The sequence below is a fragment of the Dermabacter sp. HMSC08H10 genome, from assembly GCF_001807585.1.
Taxonomy (GTDB): Bacteria; Actinomycetota; Actinomycetes; order Actinomycetales; family Dermabacteraceae; genus Dermabacter; species Dermabacter hominis.
Window position 1 is genome coordinate 26,736 of the sequence record NZ_KV789413.1, and the last position, 17,529, is coordinate 44,264.

General features: G+C 64.2%; 14 protein-coding genes and 1 pseudogene. 7 read left to right on the forward strand and 8 right to left on the reverse strand.

The genetic code is table 11. The features are described from left to right. Positions 1 to 75: 75 nt before the first annotated feature. From HMPREF3176_RS00320 to sucC, 4 genes are all read right to left on the reverse strand, one after another. Positions 76 to 1,611 (reverse strand): hypothetical protein, encoded by a 1,536-nt coding sequence (locus HMPREF3176_RS00320; protein ID WP_141742300.1) that lies wholly within the window; start codon positions 1,609 to 1,611, stop codon positions 76 to 78. A gap of 68 nt (positions 1,612 to 1,679) precedes the next feature. Then, positions 1,680 to 2,099: a hypothetical protein gene (locus tag HMPREF3176_RS00325; RefSeq protein ID WP_141742301.1), complete on the reverse strand. Its 420-nt coding sequence runs from the start codon at positions 2,097 to 2,099 to the stop codon at positions 1,680 to 1,682. A gap of 133 nt (positions 2,100 to 2,232) precedes the next feature. Beyond that, positions 2,233 to 3,108, reverse strand: coding sequence for a succinate--CoA ligase subunit alpha (sucD, locus tag HMPREF3176_RS00330; protein WP_070457315.1), 876 nt, complete (start codon positions 3,106 to 3,108; stop codon positions 2,233 to 2,235). A 7-nt stretch (positions 3,109 to 3,115) separates the two neighbouring features. Then, positions 3,116 to 4,285 carry an ADP-forming succinate--CoA ligase subunit beta gene (gene sucC / locus HMPREF3176_RS00335; protein WP_070457317.1) on the reverse strand — a complete coding sequence of 390 codons (1,170 nt, stop codon included), beginning with the start codon at positions 4,283 to 4,285 and terminating at the stop codon, positions 3,116 to 3,118. 120 nt (positions 4,286 to 4,405) lie between these two features. On the opposite strand from sucC, the gene HMPREF3176_RS00340 reads away from it, so the two are divergent. The 7 genes and pseudogenes from HMPREF3176_RS00340 (at position 4,406) to HMPREF3176_RS00375 (ending at position 11,050) form a co-directional block, all read left to right on the forward strand. Beyond that, on the forward strand, positions 4,406 to 4,693 hold the full coding sequence (locus tag HMPREF3176_RS00340; RefSeq protein ID WP_070457319.1) for a hypothetical protein: 288 nt from the start codon (positions 4,406 to 4,408) through the stop codon (positions 4,691 to 4,693). Next, on the forward strand, positions 4,693 to 5,196 hold the full coding sequence (locus HMPREF3176_RS00345) for a hypothetical protein (RefSeq protein WP_070457321.1): 504 nt from the start codon (positions 4,693 to 4,695) through the stop codon (positions 5,194 to 5,196). The genes HMPREF3176_RS00340 and HMPREF3176_RS00345 overlap by 1 nt, the downstream gene beginning before the upstream one ends. A gap of 78 nt (positions 5,197 to 5,274) precedes the next feature. Beyond that, complete coding sequence (locus HMPREF3176_RS00350) at positions 5,275 to 8,241, forward strand: multicopper oxidase domain-containing protein (RefSeq protein ID WP_070457323.1); 2,967 nt, start codon at positions 5,275 to 5,277, stop codon at positions 8,239 to 8,241. 123 nt (positions 8,242 to 8,364) lie between these two features. Next, positions 8,365 to 8,601, forward strand: a pseudogene (locus tag HMPREF3176_RS09930) (helix-turn-helix domain-containing protein); the annotation flags it as partial. A gap of 674 nt (positions 8,602 to 9,275) precedes the next feature. After that, entirely contained in the window at positions 9,276 to 9,785 is a 510-nt protein-coding gene (locus tag HMPREF3176_RS00360; RefSeq protein WP_070457327.1) for a GNAT family N-acetyltransferase, read from the forward strand. A gap of 52 nt (positions 9,786 to 9,837) precedes the next feature. Further along, complete coding sequence (locus tag HMPREF3176_RS00365) at positions 9,838 to 10,140, forward strand: MFS transporter (RefSeq protein ID WP_070457329.1); 303 nt, start codon at positions 9,838 to 9,840, stop codon at positions 10,138 to 10,140. A gap of 346 nt (positions 10,141 to 10,486) precedes the next feature. Next, the gene (locus tag HMPREF3176_RS00375; protein ID WP_061211039.1) at positions 10,487 to 11,050 is read left to right on the forward strand and encodes a flavodoxin domain-containing protein; all 564 of its coding nucleotides are present in this window, start codon (positions 10,487 to 10,489) and stop codon (positions 11,048 to 11,050) included. A gap of 98 nt (positions 11,051 to 11,148) precedes the next feature. Here the strand turns inward: HMPREF3176_RS00375 and pntB are convergent, their stop codons facing one another. From pntB to HMPREF3176_RS00395, 4 genes are all read right to left on the reverse strand, one after another. Next, on the reverse strand, positions 11,149 to 12,594 hold the full coding sequence (gene pntB, locus HMPREF3176_RS00380; protein WP_070457333.1) for a Re/Si-specific NAD(P)(+) transhydrogenase subunit beta: 1,446 nt from the start codon (positions 12,592 to 12,594) through the stop codon (positions 11,149 to 11,151). Positions 12,595 to 12,597: 3 nt separating this feature from the next. Next, positions 12,598 to 14,139, reverse strand: a complete 1,542-nt coding sequence (locus HMPREF3176_RS00385) for a Re/Si-specific NAD(P)(+) transhydrogenase subunit alpha (RefSeq protein WP_070457335.1) — start codon at positions 14,137 to 14,139, stop codon at positions 12,598 to 12,600. Between the two features lie 157 nt (positions 14,140 to 14,296). Then, a complete protein-coding gene (pcrA, locus tag HMPREF3176_RS00390; RefSeq protein WP_070457337.1) occupies positions 14,297 to 16,978 on the reverse strand; it encodes a DNA helicase PcrA in 2,682 nt (893 codons plus the stop codon). A 128-nt stretch (positions 16,979 to 17,106) separates the two neighbouring features. Next, positions 17,107 to 17,445, reverse strand: a complete 339-nt coding sequence (locus HMPREF3176_RS00395) for a hypothetical protein (protein ID WP_034372037.1) — start codon at positions 17,443 to 17,445, stop codon at positions 17,107 to 17,109. Positions 17,446 to 17,529 lie beyond the last annotated feature (84 nt).

Consider the following 17,529-nt stretch of genomic DNA (forward strand, 5'->3'; position numbering starts at 1 on the left):
GAATAAAGACATCGCCCCGCACCACGCTCCTCGAAGGAGATGGCACGAGGCGAAATCGCATCGAGCAGAGGCGAACTACGACAGCATCGCGATGAGGCCAATGATGATGGACACGACGCCGATGATGATCGTGATAACCGAAACCACCGACGCGATGATGCCGAGCACCTTGCCACTTCCGCCCTTGAAGCCGCGCGCGGCGCCCCAAGCACCGAGCACGAGCCCCACGAGGCCGAGCGGGAGCGCAAGGGCATACACGAACATGAGCGGCACGAACGAGAGCCCGATACCGATCAGGGCCAGCACAAGACCAATGATGGCGAGCACAGTGCCGTTCTTCTTCGGTGCGCTTGCGGCGGTGGGCGCTTGCTGGTTGTAGCCCGCGGGGGTCGGGTAGCCGGTATTTGCGCTCGGTGCCGAGTAACCGCTTTGCACACCCGGGTTGCTCGGCTGGAACTGGTTCGCGCTCGAGTTCTGGGCGCTGTAGCCGCCCTGCGGCGCTGCCCCGTGATCGCCAGAGTTCATCGCACTGTAGCCACCCTCGGGGGCCTGCTGCTGACCATAACCCTGGGCGTAGCTAGGCTGCTGATTCTGCTGGCCGTAATCGTTGCCGTAGCTCTGCTGGCCATAGCTCTGCGCTTGGGGTGCGGATTCACTGCCGTACCCCTCGCTCACGGCGCTTGAAGTCTGGGCGCCGAAGCCCTGCGCCTCACCGGGCTGCTGGAAGGCCGACGCCTGCCCGGATCCCGCGGCGGTCGAGTCAAACTGCTGCGGCTCGTTCGCCGAAGGAGCCGACGGAGCCGACGGAGCCGAGTACGCGGGCGCTGCCGAGGTTGCCGACGCTGCGGATGCTGCCGTGCCGTACTGCGCGGCGCTGCTGTCCGTATTCGAGTAGCCGCTATCAGGCGCGCCACTCGGGGCGCCATAGGTCTGGTTCTGCTGCGACGAACCGTAGCTGGGCGCTCCGCTCGGCGCGCCATAGCTGGGTGCGCCATAGCTGGCCCCGCCGTAGCTCTGCGACTGGGACGCCGTGCCCTCGTGGCCCGGTGCGCCGTAGGCGCCAAACTGCGTGGATTGCTCGCTGTGTTGCTCGGTGGCGCTCGACTCACCGCCGTGCGACGGTGCGCCGTAGGAACCAAACTGCGTGGATTCTTCGCGCGGCTGTTCGGGCTCAACGCCCGCCGGCTCACCCTGCGCAGCCTCGACCTTTTCCGGCTGCGCCTGCTCACTCTGTGCGGACGCACCGTAGCTCGGAGCCGCGGAAGCCGCCTCTGCGGCGTTGCCGTAGTGGGCGGGCTGGTAGGTCGAGCCGTACGACGGCACGTCTTCGCTTGTGGCCGGAACCGCTTCAGATTCCTGCGCAGCTTCGGGGGCCTGAGGGGCCTCGGTGCTCTGCGAGGCGAACGGTCCAACCTCGTGCACAACGCCGCCCTCGGGCGTTGCGGGGGCGGATTCGTCGTGCGACGGCGCGAGGGCTTCCTGCGCCTGCCAGTTCGGTGCCGACTGCGACTCTCGCTGGGCGTTCTCGGCGCTCGGCGGATTCTCGGGGTTCTCGGGCTTTGGGTAGCCCTGGGGGTTGTTGACGGGATCGTTGCCGTAAGGAGTACTCATGCCTCCCATCCTAAAAGCGGCTTCCTTAGAAACCTTTGGCAACGCGTGGGGCGAGAAACCGTCGGCTCTCAGGCCTTCCCCACCGGCATGAGGAACATAAACGCGTACGGAGTCAGCCCGAAGAACACGAGCGGGAACGAGACTGCGATCGCGGCAAACGAGAGGAGGACGCTTCCGCCCTGTCGCTGCGAAAGACGGACGCTCAAAAACGCGAGCACGAGCGCGAGAGCCGCGAGGGGCAGTGTTCCAAGGCCAAAGCGCTCGAGAGGTTCGACGAACGAGCACACGACGCAGACAAGACCGAGAAAGCTCAGCACGAGCGAGAGCGTGGCGAGACCGAGCCCCGTGCCAAAGAGGTACTTGAGGAAAGCGCCGCTGCGAGAGGTGCGCGCGGGCGTGGAGTCCCAATTCGAAGCGCCCTCAAGCATCGAGGGGTTGAAGCGTGGGGCCCCGCTCGGCGTTTTCCTGGTGGGTCCTGATGTACTCATGCGGCAAGGCTACTGAGTGTGCCAGCGTCGTGGGGCGCGCAACTTGTCGCAATCTTGAGACAGCGAACGCGGTGCAGGACTCGCGAGCGAGCGACGTCGAGCTTCGCCTATCCGTGACGGGAGGGGATGCCCGCTAGAGGCCCTCTCGTACGAGCCTCGCGGTCTCACTCGGGCTCGTACCGACGCGCACACCTGCGGCCTCGAGCGCCACCTTCTTCGCGCGCGCCGTTCCGCTTGAGCCGCTCACAATAGCGCCCGCGTGCCCCATTGTTTTGCCTTCGGGGGCGGTGAAGCCAGCGATATAGCCGACGACGGGTTTCGTGACCTTCGCGCGGATGAATTCGGCGGCGCGCTCCTCGGCGTCTCCCCCGATTTCACCGATCATGACCATCAGTTCCGTTGCGGGGTCTGCTTCGAAGGCCTCGAGGGCATCGATATGGGTCGTGCCCACGACCGGGTCTCCGCCGATTCCGATCGCAGTCGTGAAGCCGATGTCGGAGAGTTCGTGCATCATCTGGTACGTGAGGGTGCCGGATTTAGAGACGAGCCCGATCGGGCCCGGGCCCGTAATGTGGTCGGGGATGATCCCCGCGTTGGACAGACTCGGCGAGACGATCCCCGGGCAGTTCGGCCCGATGATGCGCGTGCGTCCACTGCGCTGCGCGCGCGCATAAAACTCGACGGTGTCCAGAACAGGGATGCCCTCCGTGATGACGACGACGAGTGGCATACCCGCCTCGACCGCCTCGATCACGGCCCCCTTCGCAAACCTGGGCGGCACGAAAACCACGGAGACATTCGCGCCGGTTTCGCGCATCGCTTCGGCCACCGTGCCGAAAACCGGGGTCCGACGGTTGCCGAGGTCCACGTCGCTCCCGGCTTTCTTCGGGTTGACCCCACCCACGATCTGGGCGCCGGCGGCGCTCATGCGGCGCGCGTGCTTGAGGCCCTCGCTTCCGGTGATGCCCTGCACGATGATGCGGGAGTTGTCGTCAAGAAAAATCGCCATGATTGCCCTACTTTCCAGCGGCGAGCGCGGCGGCTTGCCTCGCGGCGTCGTCCATTGAATCCGCGATGTGCACGAGCGGGTGCTTCGCGCGGCGAAGAACCTCGCGCCCCTCCTCCACGGCGTTGCCGTCGAGTCGCACGACAATCGGCTTTGTTGCGCGGTCGCCGATTTTCTCGAGGGCGCCCACGATGCCGAGGGCGACTTGATCGCACGCGGTAATACCGCCAAACACGTTGATAAATACGCTTTTCACCTGAGAGTCGGCGAGGACCAACCCGAGCCCATCGGCCATGACGCTCGCCGATGCACCGCCGCCGATATCGAGGAAGTTCGCCGGATGAATCCCGCCGAAGTCGCGACCCGCGTAGGCGACAACGTCGAGCGACGACATCACGAGGCCCGCACCGTTGCCCACAACGCCGACTTCGCCATCGAGCTTCACGTAATTGAGGCCGAGACGCTGGGCCTCTTCCTCCAGGGGGTCCTTGCTGTCGGTTGAGGCGAGGGCGGCAAGATCGTCGTGACGAAACAGCGAGTTATCGTCGATCGACACTTTGCCGTCGAGGGCGAGGATCTCTCCCCCCGTGGTGGTCACGAGGGGGTTGACCTCGACGAGGGTCGCGTCTTCGTCGCGATAAACCTCCCAAAGCCGTTCGAGAACCGGGGCGATGACATCGATCTGCTTGGCATCGAAGCCCGCAGCTTCGAGAAGATCTCGCGAAGCTTTGACCGTGAGGCCCTCGAGCGGGTCGATTTCGTGGCGCGCGAGCGCCTCGGGCTTGTCTTTGGCGAGTTGCTCGATCTCGACGCCTCCCTCTTTCGAGCACAGCGCCGTGAGGCCGTGCGCCGAGCGGTCGAGAAGAATCGAAAAGTAGTGTTCCTCGGCGATCTCGGCGCCCTCGGTAACCAGGACGGAATGAACCGTGTGCCCCTTGATGTCCATACCGAGGATCGCGCGGGCTGCATCTTCGGCTTCCGCTGGAGTGCGAACGACCCGAACGCCGCCGGCCTTTCCGCGACCGCCGACCTTGACCTGGGCCTTCACGACCAGCACGGGAAAGTCGAGCGACTCCGCGGCCGTGCGCGCTTCCTGCGGGGTAGTCGCGAGACGGCCGTCGAGAACGGGAACGCCGTGGCGGGCGAATAGCTCGCGCGCGTGATGTTCGAGAAGGTCCACGGGGGTCCTTTCATGGCAGGCAATTGTCACTCCAGGTTAGGGGATCGCCCCGGCCAAGCGGCACAGCGGACACCCGCGCGCCCGTCACACCCGCCATACCGGGGCCGTTACGATGGAACAATGACGAGCCCCCGCCCCCAGCGTAGAACGCTCCGCCAGCGCATCATGGATCACCTTTTCTTTTCCGTCGTGCTCATGACGCTCTTTTTCGTGGTCCTCTCACTCATGGGGATCAAGGCGAAGTTCGCGAGCCTCGTGCTGTCGATCCTTTTGACGCTCGCGCTCAACGTGGGGCTTTCCTACTACTACGAATGGCGTCGCGACCGCGAGCGCGCCGCGATCCGCGAGGGCCGCGCGAATGTGCGCGACAGACGCGATGGCGATATCCGCATGAGGGATGAGAAGTAATGGCCAGTTGGAAGACCTACGCGAAGGCGGCCCGCAACACGGCGCGCAAGCAGGCTCCCGGCGCGAAGCGTGCCGTGCAACGGGAGGCCCGCGCCTACGCTCGCGGCGCGCAGAAAGTGTGGGACGCGAAGGCTGCCGATAACGTCCGGCGCGGCGCGGAAAGCGCGAAGAACTCCGCGAGCGAATCGGCAAAGACGATGCGCGCGGCCGCGAAGGTCGCGGGGCGTCGGTATCGCCGCGCGAATATGACGAAACGCCTGCTCGCGGCCCTGCGCGACACGTCCATCATCGCCCTCTCGCTCGGCGCGATCTGGTTTGTGTTCTCGAGGATCATCCCTATCCCGGTGACGTGGATGCTCATTCTCCTCGGGGTGATCGTGCTCTTGCGGATCATTGCCGCTCTCATGCAGGACACGTATGAAGAGACCGACCTGAACGACCCCGAGGGCATCGCCCGCGAAGATCTCCCAGAGGGCGCGAAGATCAAGAAATTTAAGTCCTGATCGAGTTCCCTTTTCGTCGATAGCATGAACGGGGCGCTTTTCGCGCCCCGTTTGTCGTCCCCGCACGGAAGGTCAGCCTTGCACTCGACCGAGAATCGCCCCGAAGGCTTCACCCGCCGCAGTTGGCACAGGAAGGCCACGAAACCCGTCTCCTATTGGATGATCGCGCTCGTGATCGCCGTCGCCGCGCACCCGTTCATCCCGCAGTTCCGGTGGCTTCTCGTGCACATGGTGACGCTGGGGCTCGTGACGACCTCGATCATGATTTGGGGCCAGCACTTCACGGAGGCGCTCCTTAAGACTCGCCTCGCCGAGGAATCCCGCCCGACGCAAGTGGGGCGCATTTGGGGCCTCACGGCGTCGATTGTGCTCACGATGGCGGGCATGCTCGCGAATCTCCCGCCCGTCACGGTGCTCGGTGCCGTCGGCGTGAGCGCCATGATCCTCTGGTATGCCTTTGCGCTTGGCGCGCAGCTCAAAGCAGCCCTCGCCCCGCGTTTCTCGTTCGTCGTGCGGGCCTACCTCATTGCCGCGTGCCTCCTCCCCTTCGGTGCAACGCTCGGCGCGATCCTCGCCTTCTCCCCCGGCGAACCGTGGCAGGGGCGTCTGCTCCTCGCTCATCAAGTCGTCAATATCCTCGGTTTCGTGGGCGTCACGGTCTCGGCAACGCTGCTCACGCTCTGGCCCACGGTCTTGCGCACGAAGCTCGATACGGCGAAAGCCTCGCGCGCCTCGCGTTTCCTCATCGTCATGGTGATCGGCACGCTCATCGCGATGCTCGGTGCGCTCGTCGACAACGTCCTCGTGGGGCTCGCGGGCCTCACCCTCTACATTCTCGGTCAGGTCGTCCTCGGCTCGCTCCTCGTGGCGCTTGCGCGACAATCGGCTCAGCAAACCCGTCGCGAGCCGCTCGCCCTCTTCCCCGTGCTCTCGATCGGCACGGCCGCGCTGTGGTTTCTCGGCACGTGCGTGGCGCTGTGGGGGCTGTGGTTCAGCTCGATCGGCAGTTCCGACGGTTCCCCGGTCACCTCGCCCCTCAACTTCTCGCTCACCGCGGCACGCCTCCACGATCTGAGCGTCCCCTTCGTCGCGGGCTTCCTCTTGCAACTTCTCCTGGGCGCGATGAGCTACCTTCTGCCGGCCTCGATGGGCGGCGGTCCGCGCGCTCTCAAGGCAGGCCTCGCCGTGATGAGCCGCTGGGCAGTTTTCCGCGTCGTTGCGCTCAATCTTGCACTTGGCATGTTCGCGTTCGCGAGCGTCACCGGCACGGTTGGCGAGGCGCTCTTTGGTGCTCTCACATTCGGCACCTTCGCGCCGAGCCAGTTCGGCTCGGTCACGCGCGTTCTCGTGTCGGCGGTGGCGTTTATCGTACTCGCGTCGTTCATCGTCCTCATGCTCCGCATGGTCAAGGTGAATCTGCGCGAGCGCCTCGAGTTCAAGGAACGCTCGGCGCAGCTTGGCATGCCCGGCGTGGGCGCACCGACCGCATCGATGCACGCAGCAGACGGTGCCACTTCGACATCCAAGTCCTCTGCCGTGAGTGCACCTCGTGCGGACGCGCGCGAAGCACAGCCCTCGCGCGAACCCGCGATGCTCGACCGGCGCCACCTCACGAGTGCACTCGCTGGCGTAGGGACCGTATTCTCCCTTGCCGCGGTCGGGCGCGCTTTCGACGGCACCCTTGCAGGCGCGACGGCCGTCGGAAACCCCGCCGGAGGGGCCGAGCACACGAACGGTGCGGGCCCCGCCATCGCCCCGACCGGTCGCACCACCCGACTTAAGGTCGAGGCGAATGCCGACATGCGCTTCGTTCCGAACACGCTCGAGGTGCCCGCGGGTGACCGACTCGAAATCGAGGTCCGCAACGTCGATCCCGCGAATACTCACGACCTCGTTCTCGCCACGGGCCCACACACGGCGCGCCTCCACCCAGGCGACACCGCCGTGCTCGAGGCCGGCGTCATCACGGAACCCGTCGAAGGCTGGTGTTCGATCGTCGGTCACCGCGCGATGGGCATGACCCTCACGATCACCCCAACCGGGGCGAGCACGAGCGAAACCGAGGGCGGCAACGCTGGCGCAGCAGGCGTCGGAACCGACCCCCTCACCCGAGTAAGCGCCGACCTCACCGCCGCGCCAGGTACCTCACGCACGCGGCGTGACCCGGTCGTGCCTGCAGTCCCCTCCCCCGGTACGCCGCAAAAACTCGCCTTCGACGTGACCGAGGCGAACCTCGAGATCGCGCCCGGCATCGCGATGGAATCGATGGTGTACAACGGCGAGGTCATGGGGCCCGTCGTCACCTCCCCCCTTGGCGGAAAAGTCGAATTAACCCTCACCAACAGCGGCGAGATGGGCCACTCGATCGACTTCCACGCCGGCACCGTCGCGCCGAGCACCTACATGCGCACGATCGCGCCCGGCGAGAGCCTCGTGTACCCCTTCACCACTGACTACGCGGGCGCGTGGCTCTACCACTGCTCGACCGCACCCATGACCATGCACCTGTCCGGCGGCATGTATGGAATCCTCATCGTCCCGCCACAGGGACTTGCACAGGCCGACCGCGAATACGTGCTCGTCCAATCCGAGCACTACCTCACCCCGGAGGCCAGCACCGGCGCGGATGGAAGCCCTGTTCAGGGGCCCGACGGTTGCGCGGTTCACGCCATCTCCTCGGAAAAAATCTTCGCCGAACGCCCCGACTTCACCGTGTTCAACGGACACGCGAACCAGTACGTGCACGCACCCCTCGAAGCGAAGGTCGGCGAGCGCGTGCGCATCTGGGTACTCGCCGCCGGGCCGAGTCGAGGGATTGCCTTCCACGTCGTCGGTACCGTTTTTGACACCGTCTTCAAGGAAGGCAAATACCTGCTGCAGCCCGACAACACCACCGGCGGCGGCTCGCAAGCTCTCGACCTCGGCAGCTGCCAGGGAGGTTTCGTCGAAATGGTGTTCCACGAGGAAGGCACCTACAAGGCCGTCAATCATCAGTTTGCGGACCTCGAACGCGGGGCGCTCGCACTCATCCACGTCACGGCCTAGGTGTAACCACCACACAGGTTAGGTACATCGGGCTGGTCAGAGACAGCTCTGGCTGGACACGGGCGAGGGCCTCTAGGTGAAGTGTGTTACTACCACACAAAGCACGACTCCCAAGAGGCACTCATGACCCACCGTAATGCCCCGTTGTCCGAAACCGGACGTTTGCGCCTGGCCTGCTGCATCGTCGAGGATGGCTGGCCCCTGCGTCGGGCCGCCGAACGCTTCAACGTCAGCGTCACCACGGCCCAACGCTGGGCACAGCGCTACCGCGCCCACGGGCCGGCCGGAATGCGTGATCACTCCAGCCGACCCCACCACCAGCCCCGACGGGTCTGCCGTCGCACGGAACGACGGGTGGTGGCGAACTCCCCGGCTGGCTGCACCACTACAATCACCACCGCGGACACACCGCGCTCAAAGGCAAATCACCCGCCGACCGCGTACCTAACCTTTCCGGCGATTACACCTAGACCTCAGTGCGGGGTTTGGCGAGATGTCGTCACAGGTTGCTGACGGGAGCGCCCTCGTGGCCTCGTCCTCATCCCAATCGGCGGACCGAGCAACCGTGGCTCCCGGCGGGTGGCGGCTGGAGTTCTCGTGTCAGCCAGAAGCGTTGTACGAGCGGCTCCGCGAGCATTTGCAGCGCTGGGGCAAGGCACATGACGCGAGAACGTTGCCCGTTGTCAAGCATGTGCGTGGCGACCTACCGGCCGCTACAGGGGGCGGTGATCGCCACCGTGTCGAGAACTGGAGCTTCGACGTCGCATCGGCTCAGCTGCGAAGGTCGAGCCCCACCGGGGCGGCCGACGAAACGCCCGTCGTCCACCTCTCGGTGGTGGAGGCTGATGCCCGGATTCCTTGGATCCGGCTCCTCGCCACCGAGATGGTATCCATATCCCCTCCGTCCCCCGACGGGTCGTGTTCTGCCGATATCGAAGTCTTGCTGCAGCGAGACCACGCAGCGATCAGCGTTGTTTCCTGCACCCACTTAGCCTCATGATGGATCTGTTCCCTTCGCCCTCACAGGAGAGAAAATGAGCCAAGGTTCACCCCTAGTGGTACGTGATCAGGTCAATCAAGACCTGGTATACATGCCTATGGACGCGGCAACCGCACGAGAGATTGCGGATGATTGGAAATACCCGCCTCCTTATGATTTCTATGACATGACGGCGGATCCCGGGGATTATCGTGAATTCGTTACTCCCCAGCTGTGGCCGGAATTCTTCCTTCAAGTGCGGCAGGCCGGTCAACTTATCGGTTTCCTTTCCGGAGCTTTTCCGGAAGGGGGCGATGGTTTGGAGATTGGGCTAGGGATGCGCCCCGACCTTACCGGCGCCGGTTTGGGGCGGAACTTCATGAGGTGCAATTTGGCGAGGATTCGCCAGGATTACCCAGGCGTGGAGATTCGCCTGTCGGTCGCGTCATTTAATCTGCGGGGCATCAAGGTGTATGAGGCCAGTGGGTTCAAAGTTATTCGCTACTTCAAGCAGGTGACCAATGGCGGGGAACACGACTTCGTCGAGATGAAGCTCGGCGGGTGAAGCATCACTCGATCCCATCCATGGCGGACCGTAAGCTAGGGAAGAGAGATGTATGACTACCACACCCAGAATTCCGAAAAGTGTGTTTTGGCGGGTAGCCGCAACCTCCGGCCTCGGAGAGCTCTCGCAGGGGGTGGCCGACGTTGCCCTGCCACTCATCGCGGTGGGCGCCCTTGACGCAACTGGATGGCAGGCGAGCGCCGTGACCGCGGCCGAGTCCGCGGGATTGGTCCTTTTCGGGCTCTTCGCGGGCGTAGTTGCCGATCGTCACAATCGAGTATCCGTCATCACGACCGCCAACCTGCTGCGCGCCGTAGCGTTCCTCGCGCTGCCGATAGGGGGCTCTTTCAAGTAGTGAGCATTCCTATGCTTATCGCTCTTGGAGTCATCGCGGGCGCGTGTGGCATCTTCGCCGACACCGCAGCTCAAGCGCTGACCCCCAGCATCGCATCAGAGGAAGAGCTGCTGGCACGCAACTCCCAGCTGCACGCCGTGGACTCGGCGACCCAAATCGGGGCCCCTGCGCTCGCAGGAGCGATGATCCAATGGTTAGGTGTAATCACCCGCCGACCGCGTACCTAACCTGTCCGGCGATTACACCTAGGCAGCTCTTAGTCCCTGCCGATTGGTGGGTGTGCGTGGCACGCTTAAGGCATCGACTTTTGGCGCCAGAAGCGTCGCGCACCGCGAAGGAGCACACCATGAAAGCCCTCATCCTCAACGCCTCGATCTACGGGCACTCCGGCCGATACGCCGAGATGATCGCGAGCGCCCTCACGGATGCGGGTTGGGACGTGCACACCCTCACCACCAAAGGATTCACCGTCGAAGCAGCAACAGAGACACTCGGAGGTGAACCCGACCTCGTCGTGTACGCGGGCGGCAACTATGCGGGCAAGCTCCACGACGTCAAGGCATTCGTGAGCGCCGCACAAGCTTTCAAAGGCGCCCGCCTCGCCCTACTCTCCGTTGCCTGGGCTGACCCGAGCCGCACCGAGGAGGTCGATAAAGTGCATCGCGCGAACCTCCCGAGCGACGTGTATGCGCGCACCGAACGCTTCCATGCGCGCGGCGGCCTCGCCCACTCCAAGGTGTCTTTCGCCCACAAGGCTGCCCTCACGGGCGTGCACGCCTTCATGAAGGCGACGCCCGCGAGCAAACGCCACGCGAACGACCAGGAAATGCTCGACACGTGGGGCACGGACACCGATTTCGTGAAGCGCGACAACATCGAGCCAATGCTCAAAGCACTCCTCGACTCCTGACTCCGGCCCGAGGCCCGGCGAACCAGATCTCCGCATAGAAGGGCCCCGCGCCCACCCACGGACGGGTACGCGCGGGGCCCTCGGTTGAGCGAGAGAGGCTAGAGCGCCTTCGAAATCGACTCGACTGACGCCTTCGCGTCGCCGAGCAGCATGTCCGTGTTCTCGTTGAAGAACAGCGGGTTCTGAACGCCCGCGTATCCGGCGCCCATCGACCGCTTGAACACGACGACACGCTTCGCGTCCCACACCTTCAGCACGGGCATGCCCGCGATCGGACTGCCCGGCTCCTCGGCAATCGGATTCACCGTGTCATTCGCGCCAATCACGAGCACGACATCAACGTCGCCGAAGTCGTCATTCACCTCGTCCATTTCCAGCACGATGTCGTAGGGAACTTTCGCCTCGGCGAGAAGCACGTTCATGTGCCCGGGCAAACGCCCCGCCACCGGGTGAATACCGAACGTGACGTCCACGCCATGCTCGCGGAGCTTCTTCGTCAGCTCCGCAACCGGGTACTGCGCCTGCGCCACAGCCATGCCGTAGCCGGGGGTGATCATGACCGTCGAGGCACCCTTGAGAAGCTCCGCCGTCTCTTCAGGCGTGATCTCGGTGTGCTGCCCGTAATCACGCTCGGCGGTAGATGAGCCACCGTCGGAACCAAACCCGCCGAGGATCACCGAAATGAACGAGCGGTTCATCGCCTTGCACATGATGTAGCTCAGGTACGCACCCGACGAGCCGACGAGCGCGCCCGTGATGATGAGCAGGTTGTTGCCGAGCATAAAGCCCGCGGCCGCCGCCGCCCAGCCCGAGTAACTGTTGAGCATCGAGACGACGACGGGCATGTCGCCACCGCCGATCGCCGCCACCAGGTGGAAGCCGAGGAAGAGCGCAAGGATCGTGAGCAGGAGAATCGAGGCCCAGCCGGCGAAGCCCTCGCCGCCGCTCGCCATGAACACGATCGTGAGAACAAGCGAGAGAACGAGGACGCCGAGGTTGATCCAGTTGCGACCCGGAAGCATAAGCGGCGCGCCTTTGATCTTCGCCGAAAGCTTGAGGTACGCAACGATCGAGCCCGTGAACGTCACGGCACCGATGAAAATGCCGAGCGCCACCTCGCCCAGATGGAAAGTCTCCATCGCGGGCGACACACCGTACGGATGAAGGAAGCTATTGAAGCCGATCAGCACCGCCGAAAGACCCACAAACGAGTGAAGCATGGCGATGAGCTCGGGCATGCCCGTCATCTCCACCTTCTTCGCGAGCGGAATGCCGACGCCGGCGCCAATCCCCATCGCGAGAATGATCAAGATGAGGGTGACGATCGGGCCGTTGAAATGCTCGGGATCCACGTGCGAGTTCGCGAGCGCACGCGCGATCGTGGCCACAAGCGCAATGCCCATACCGGCCGCACCAAAAATGTTGCCGCGCTTCGCGCTCTTTTGCGCGCTGAGCCCCACGAGCGCGAGGATGAAGAGAATGGCCGCGGCAATGTACGCGAGGGTCGTAAGCCTCAACGTCCAGTCAACCAGCTGCATGTCCATCGATCAGCCCTCCCTCGAAAACATGGAGAGCATGCGGTGCGTGACCGTGAACCCGCCAAAAATGTTGATGCTCGCGATCACGATCGCAATGAACGACAGGATCGCCACTGCAATATTCGCGCTGCCCACCTGCAAAATCGCGCCCACGAGAATGATCCCGGAAATCGCGTTCGTCTCGCTCATGAGCGGCGTGTGCAGCGAATGCGTGACCGACGTGATCACGTAGTAGCCCACCACGATCGCGAGCATGAGCACCATGTACTGCTCCGCCACCTGGAAGGGGCTCGCAAGCACAAGCGCCACACCGAGAATCCCGCCGATGATCGCCGCGATAGTCCCCGCGTGGGACTTCTTCGCTTCGGGCGCTTCGGCGGGAGCCGGTGCCGCTTCGGGTGCAGGTGCAGGCGCCGCCGACACCTTCACGGGAGGCGGTGGCCACAGCACATCCGCCTGGCCATCGTGCGCGAACGTTACCGTGATGCCACGAACGATCGTGTCCTCGAAATCGAGCATCATCACGCCATTCTTCTGAGGCGTCACGAGCTTCATGAGGTTCACGATGTTCTGCCCGTACAGCTGGCTCGCCTGACCGGGGAGCCGGCCCGCGAGGTCGGTGTGGCCCACGATCGTCACGCCATTCTCGGTCTGGTAGACCTCGCCAGGCTTTGTGAGCTCACAATTGCCGCCGTTCGCGGCAGCCATATCCACGATCACCGAGCCGGGCTTCATGTTCTGTACATCAGCGGCGGTGAGGAGCACCGGCGCCTTGCGGCCCGGGATGTTCGCGGTCGTAATGACGATGTCCGCTTCGGCCGACTGCCGCGAATACAGCTGAGCGGCGGCCTTCGCCTGGTCCGCCGTCATCTCCTTCGCGTAGCCATCCTCAGACTTCTCCGTCTTCGCCTCGATCGGGACGAACTCCGCACCCATCGACTCAACCTGCTCGGCAGCCTCGGGGCGAAGATCGGTAGCCTTCACGATCGCGCCCATCGAATTCGCCGTTCCGATAGCCGCGAGACCCGCAACGCCAGCCCCGATCACGTACACGTTCGCGGGCGGCACCTTGCCGGCCGCCGTGACCTGGCCCGTAAAGAGGCGCCCAAAGTTGCTCGCCGCCTCAATCACCGCGCGATAGCCGGCGATGTTCGCCATCGAACTGAGCACGTCCATCGACTGTGCGCGCGAAATACGCGGCACTGCATCCATCGCGAGAGCCGTGAGTCGATGCTCTTTGAGCTCGTCGATGAGCTCCGGGTTACGGCCCGGAGCCATGCGAGAAATGAGCACGGCACCGGGGAGCATCCTCTCGCGCATCTCGCGCGGGGGCGTATCGAGCGTCGTCACGATATCGGACTGCCACACCTCCTCCCCCACGATCTCGGCGCCGGCTTCGGCGTAGGCGGCATCGAGGTATGAGGCACGCTCCCCAGCACCGCGCTCAACCGCGACGTCGTAGCCAAGCTTCCGGAGCTTGCGTACGGTGTCGGGCGTGGCGGCGACGAGCGGCTGATCCTCGAGTGTTTCTCTCGGGATTCCGATTCGCAATGTCACTCCTTAGTGCGAGATGCCCATGTGCGCATGGGACCTGCTACGAATCTACCGCGTGCCTGCGAGACGTACAGCCCGAAACTCACGTGGGTCGAGAAAAACTGCGTCTCGAGCCCGAGAGACGGATGCCCGGACGGTCGCCGGCCCCACTCGCTCAGAGCTTCGTGATCGGCGCGTAGCGCACCAGGAGGCGCTTTGTCCCGTGCGGCTCCCGGAACTGGACCTCGACCTGGAGCTTCTCCCCCGCCCCGGACGCGGAGACGACGGTACCCATGCCGAAGCTATCGTGCGTCACGCGGTCGCCAACCTCGAGGTTCGGGATTTCGCTCGCCGTCTTCGCCTTCTTGCCTGAACCGAAACTCGGCCTCGACACGTCGCGGCGGCCGCCACCGACGCCTACGCCGGTGACAGATGGGCCACGCCTGCTCGAAGTACCCCAACCGTCGGAACCGCCGAAGCCGCCACCAAAGCCACCGCCGAAATCGGCGTACGCACGCGCGTTGCCTGCGCGCGCTACGTGCACGAGGGCCTCGGGGATTTCTTCAAGGAACCGGGATGCGGGGAAGAACTGCGGAGTTCCCCAGGCGGCGCGCACGCTCGCCCGTGTGATGAACAGCCGCTCGCGCGCTCGGGTAATCCCCACGTAGGCGAGGCGGCGCTCCTCCTCAAGTTCTTTCGGGTCAGCGAGGGTCCGCTGGTGCGGGAAGGTGCCGTCTTCCATGCCCGTGAGGAACACGATCGGGAACTCGAGACCCTTCGCGGTATGGAGGGTCATGAGGGTCACGAACTGATCCTCGCCCTCGGGGATTTGATCGGAGTCGGCGACCAGTGAGACCTTTTCGAGGAACTGATCGACGAGCGAACCACTTGGTGCCTCGGGGCCGCCCGGCTCGTCCTCGAACTCGGAGGCCGCGGCTTCCGCAGCCGCGAGATCCGCCTCGAAGTCAGCGGCGACACTCACGAGCTCCGCGAGGTTCTCGAGGCGGGATTCATCCTGGGGATCATCGCTGCTCTGGAGGGAGGCGTAATACCCGCTCTCGCTCAGGATCTCTTCGAGAACGTCGCTCGGGCCCTCGCCCTTTTCGACCTTTTCGCGCACGCGCGACATGAGTGACACGAACTTCTCAATCGCGCCCAAGGAGCGCGTCGCAATGCCGGGGGCTTCGCTCGCACGCTCGAGCGCCTCACCGAAGCTGATCCGCTCCTGCTCCGCGAGCACTGACACGGCGGCCTCAGCCCTCTCGCCGATTCCGCGCTTAGGCGTATTGAGGATGCGGCGCAGATTGATTTCATCGGCGGGGTTCGTCAGCACCCGAAGATACGCGATCGCGTCCTTAATTTCCCGCCGCTCGTAAAAGCGCGTTCCGCCCACAACCTTGTACGGGAGGCCCACGCGAATGAGCTGATCCTCAAGCGCGCGGGACTGGGCATTCGCCCGATAAAACACGGCGATGTCACCCGCCTTCGCCCCCTCATCGATAAGAGCGTCGATCTGGCGGGTGATGTACCGCGCCTCGCCCTGCTCATCGTCGGCCACATACAGCGTGATCTGCTGGCCGTCGCCCTGGTCGGTCCACAGCTTCTTAGGCCGCCTGCCCTGGTTTTCCTTGATGACCGCGTTCGCGGCGCTGAGGATCGTTTGGGTCGAGCGATAGTTTTGCTCAAGCACGATCGTGCGGGCGCTCGGGAAATCCTGCTCGAACTCGATGATGTTGCGGATCGTCGCGCCGCGGAACGCATAGATCGACTGGTCCGAGTCGCCCACGACCGTGAGGTCCGCATGAGGGTCATCGCCGACGAGCTCGCGCACGAGCCTGTATTGCGCGGTATTCGTGTCCTGATACTCATCCACGAGCACGTGCCGGAACCGACGGCGATAGCCTTCGCGAATCCCCGGATTCTCGGCGAGCAGGCGCACAGTCAGTGCGATCAAGTCGTCGAAGTCCACGGCGTTCGCCGTGCGCAGCCGCTCCTGGTATTGGGTGTAGATCTGCGCGATCGTCCGCTCGGCGGGGTTCTTCGCGTTCTCCGCCTGGGCAGCGTATTCCTCGGGCGTCACGAGCTCGTTCTTGAGCGAGGAGATTTTTGCCTGGAACGCTCGGGGCGAGTGCCTTTTCGAGTCGAGCCCCATGTCCTTGGCGATGTTCGTGATGAGCCGCTTGGAGTCTGCCGAGTCGTAGATCGAGAACGTGGACTTGAGCCCGGCTGCAGCTGCATCTCGCCGCAAAATACGCACGCACGCCGAGTGGAAGGTCGACACCCACATGTACCGGGCCGCGGGCCCAATGAGCGCCTCAACCCTCTCCTTCATCTCGGAGGCGGCCTTGTTCGTGAAGGTGATCGCGAGAATTTCGCCCGGAAGAGCCTCTCCACTTCGCAAAAGGTGAGCGATGCGGCGGGTCAGCACGCGGGTCTTGCCAGAGCCTGCCCCGGCAACGATCAACAGCGGGGAGCCGCGATGTTCGACCGCATCGCGCTGGGGCGGGTTGAGCCCCTCGACGATCTCCTCGAGAGCAGCCTCATCACGCCCACCCCAGGCCGCAAAGTTCTCGTGACGCACGGGCTCGAGCTCATCCGGAACCGGCTCAAAGCTCGCCCCCGCCCCGGGATAGGGCGATTCCGACACCTGCTCATCAAACGCGGTTTCCCAATCCTCGGGTGGGGCATCCTCGGAAAAATCCCATTCGTCGGGAGGCGGGCAAGCGTCGGACTCCCCTCGCGCGCCTTCGCTCTGTGCGCGCGCACCCGTGCCACCCTCGCCTTTGCTTCCCTTTCCGGCCCCGCCGAGCGCGCGGAAGGATTCGGGAAGTGGAAAATCGTCAAAAAGCGAGGACATAGAGGCACCTTCAGGTACGGATAGGGCGGATAGTTAACGGATGCGTGGGCGCGCATGCACAGGTTCATGCGCTGCGGGCCTACCCCGTGTAGCGGCTTGCCCGTGCACGGGGGCGCTTACACGCGCTCTCACATGAACAGCGCAACCGCGATATTCACGACGATGCCCGTAGGAATCGCGAACCAGACCGGCGCGGGCGTTGCTTCGCGCTTCTTGATCGCGATGAACGCACACACCGCAACGATGACCGACAGCACAAGCTTGATACCGATCACCATGTGGTTGATACCCATGTCTGCGGCGATCCCAATGAGGGCGGCGATCAGGCCAAACACGGGTGCGGCGGCGGCCATGTGCGCCATGCCGGGAAGAGGCTGGCGGTTCTTGGCAGCGGCGATCCACATGCCGAAGGCGCCGGCCCAGCAAAGGATGTGGAGGAAAACAAAAATCATCATGAACGTATGCATGACTCCACTCTACGAAAGGGGTGAGACATTTAAACTCAGGGGCCCCGACGGGGTCGCTCGCATCACGTCGAGACCGCGCGTTTC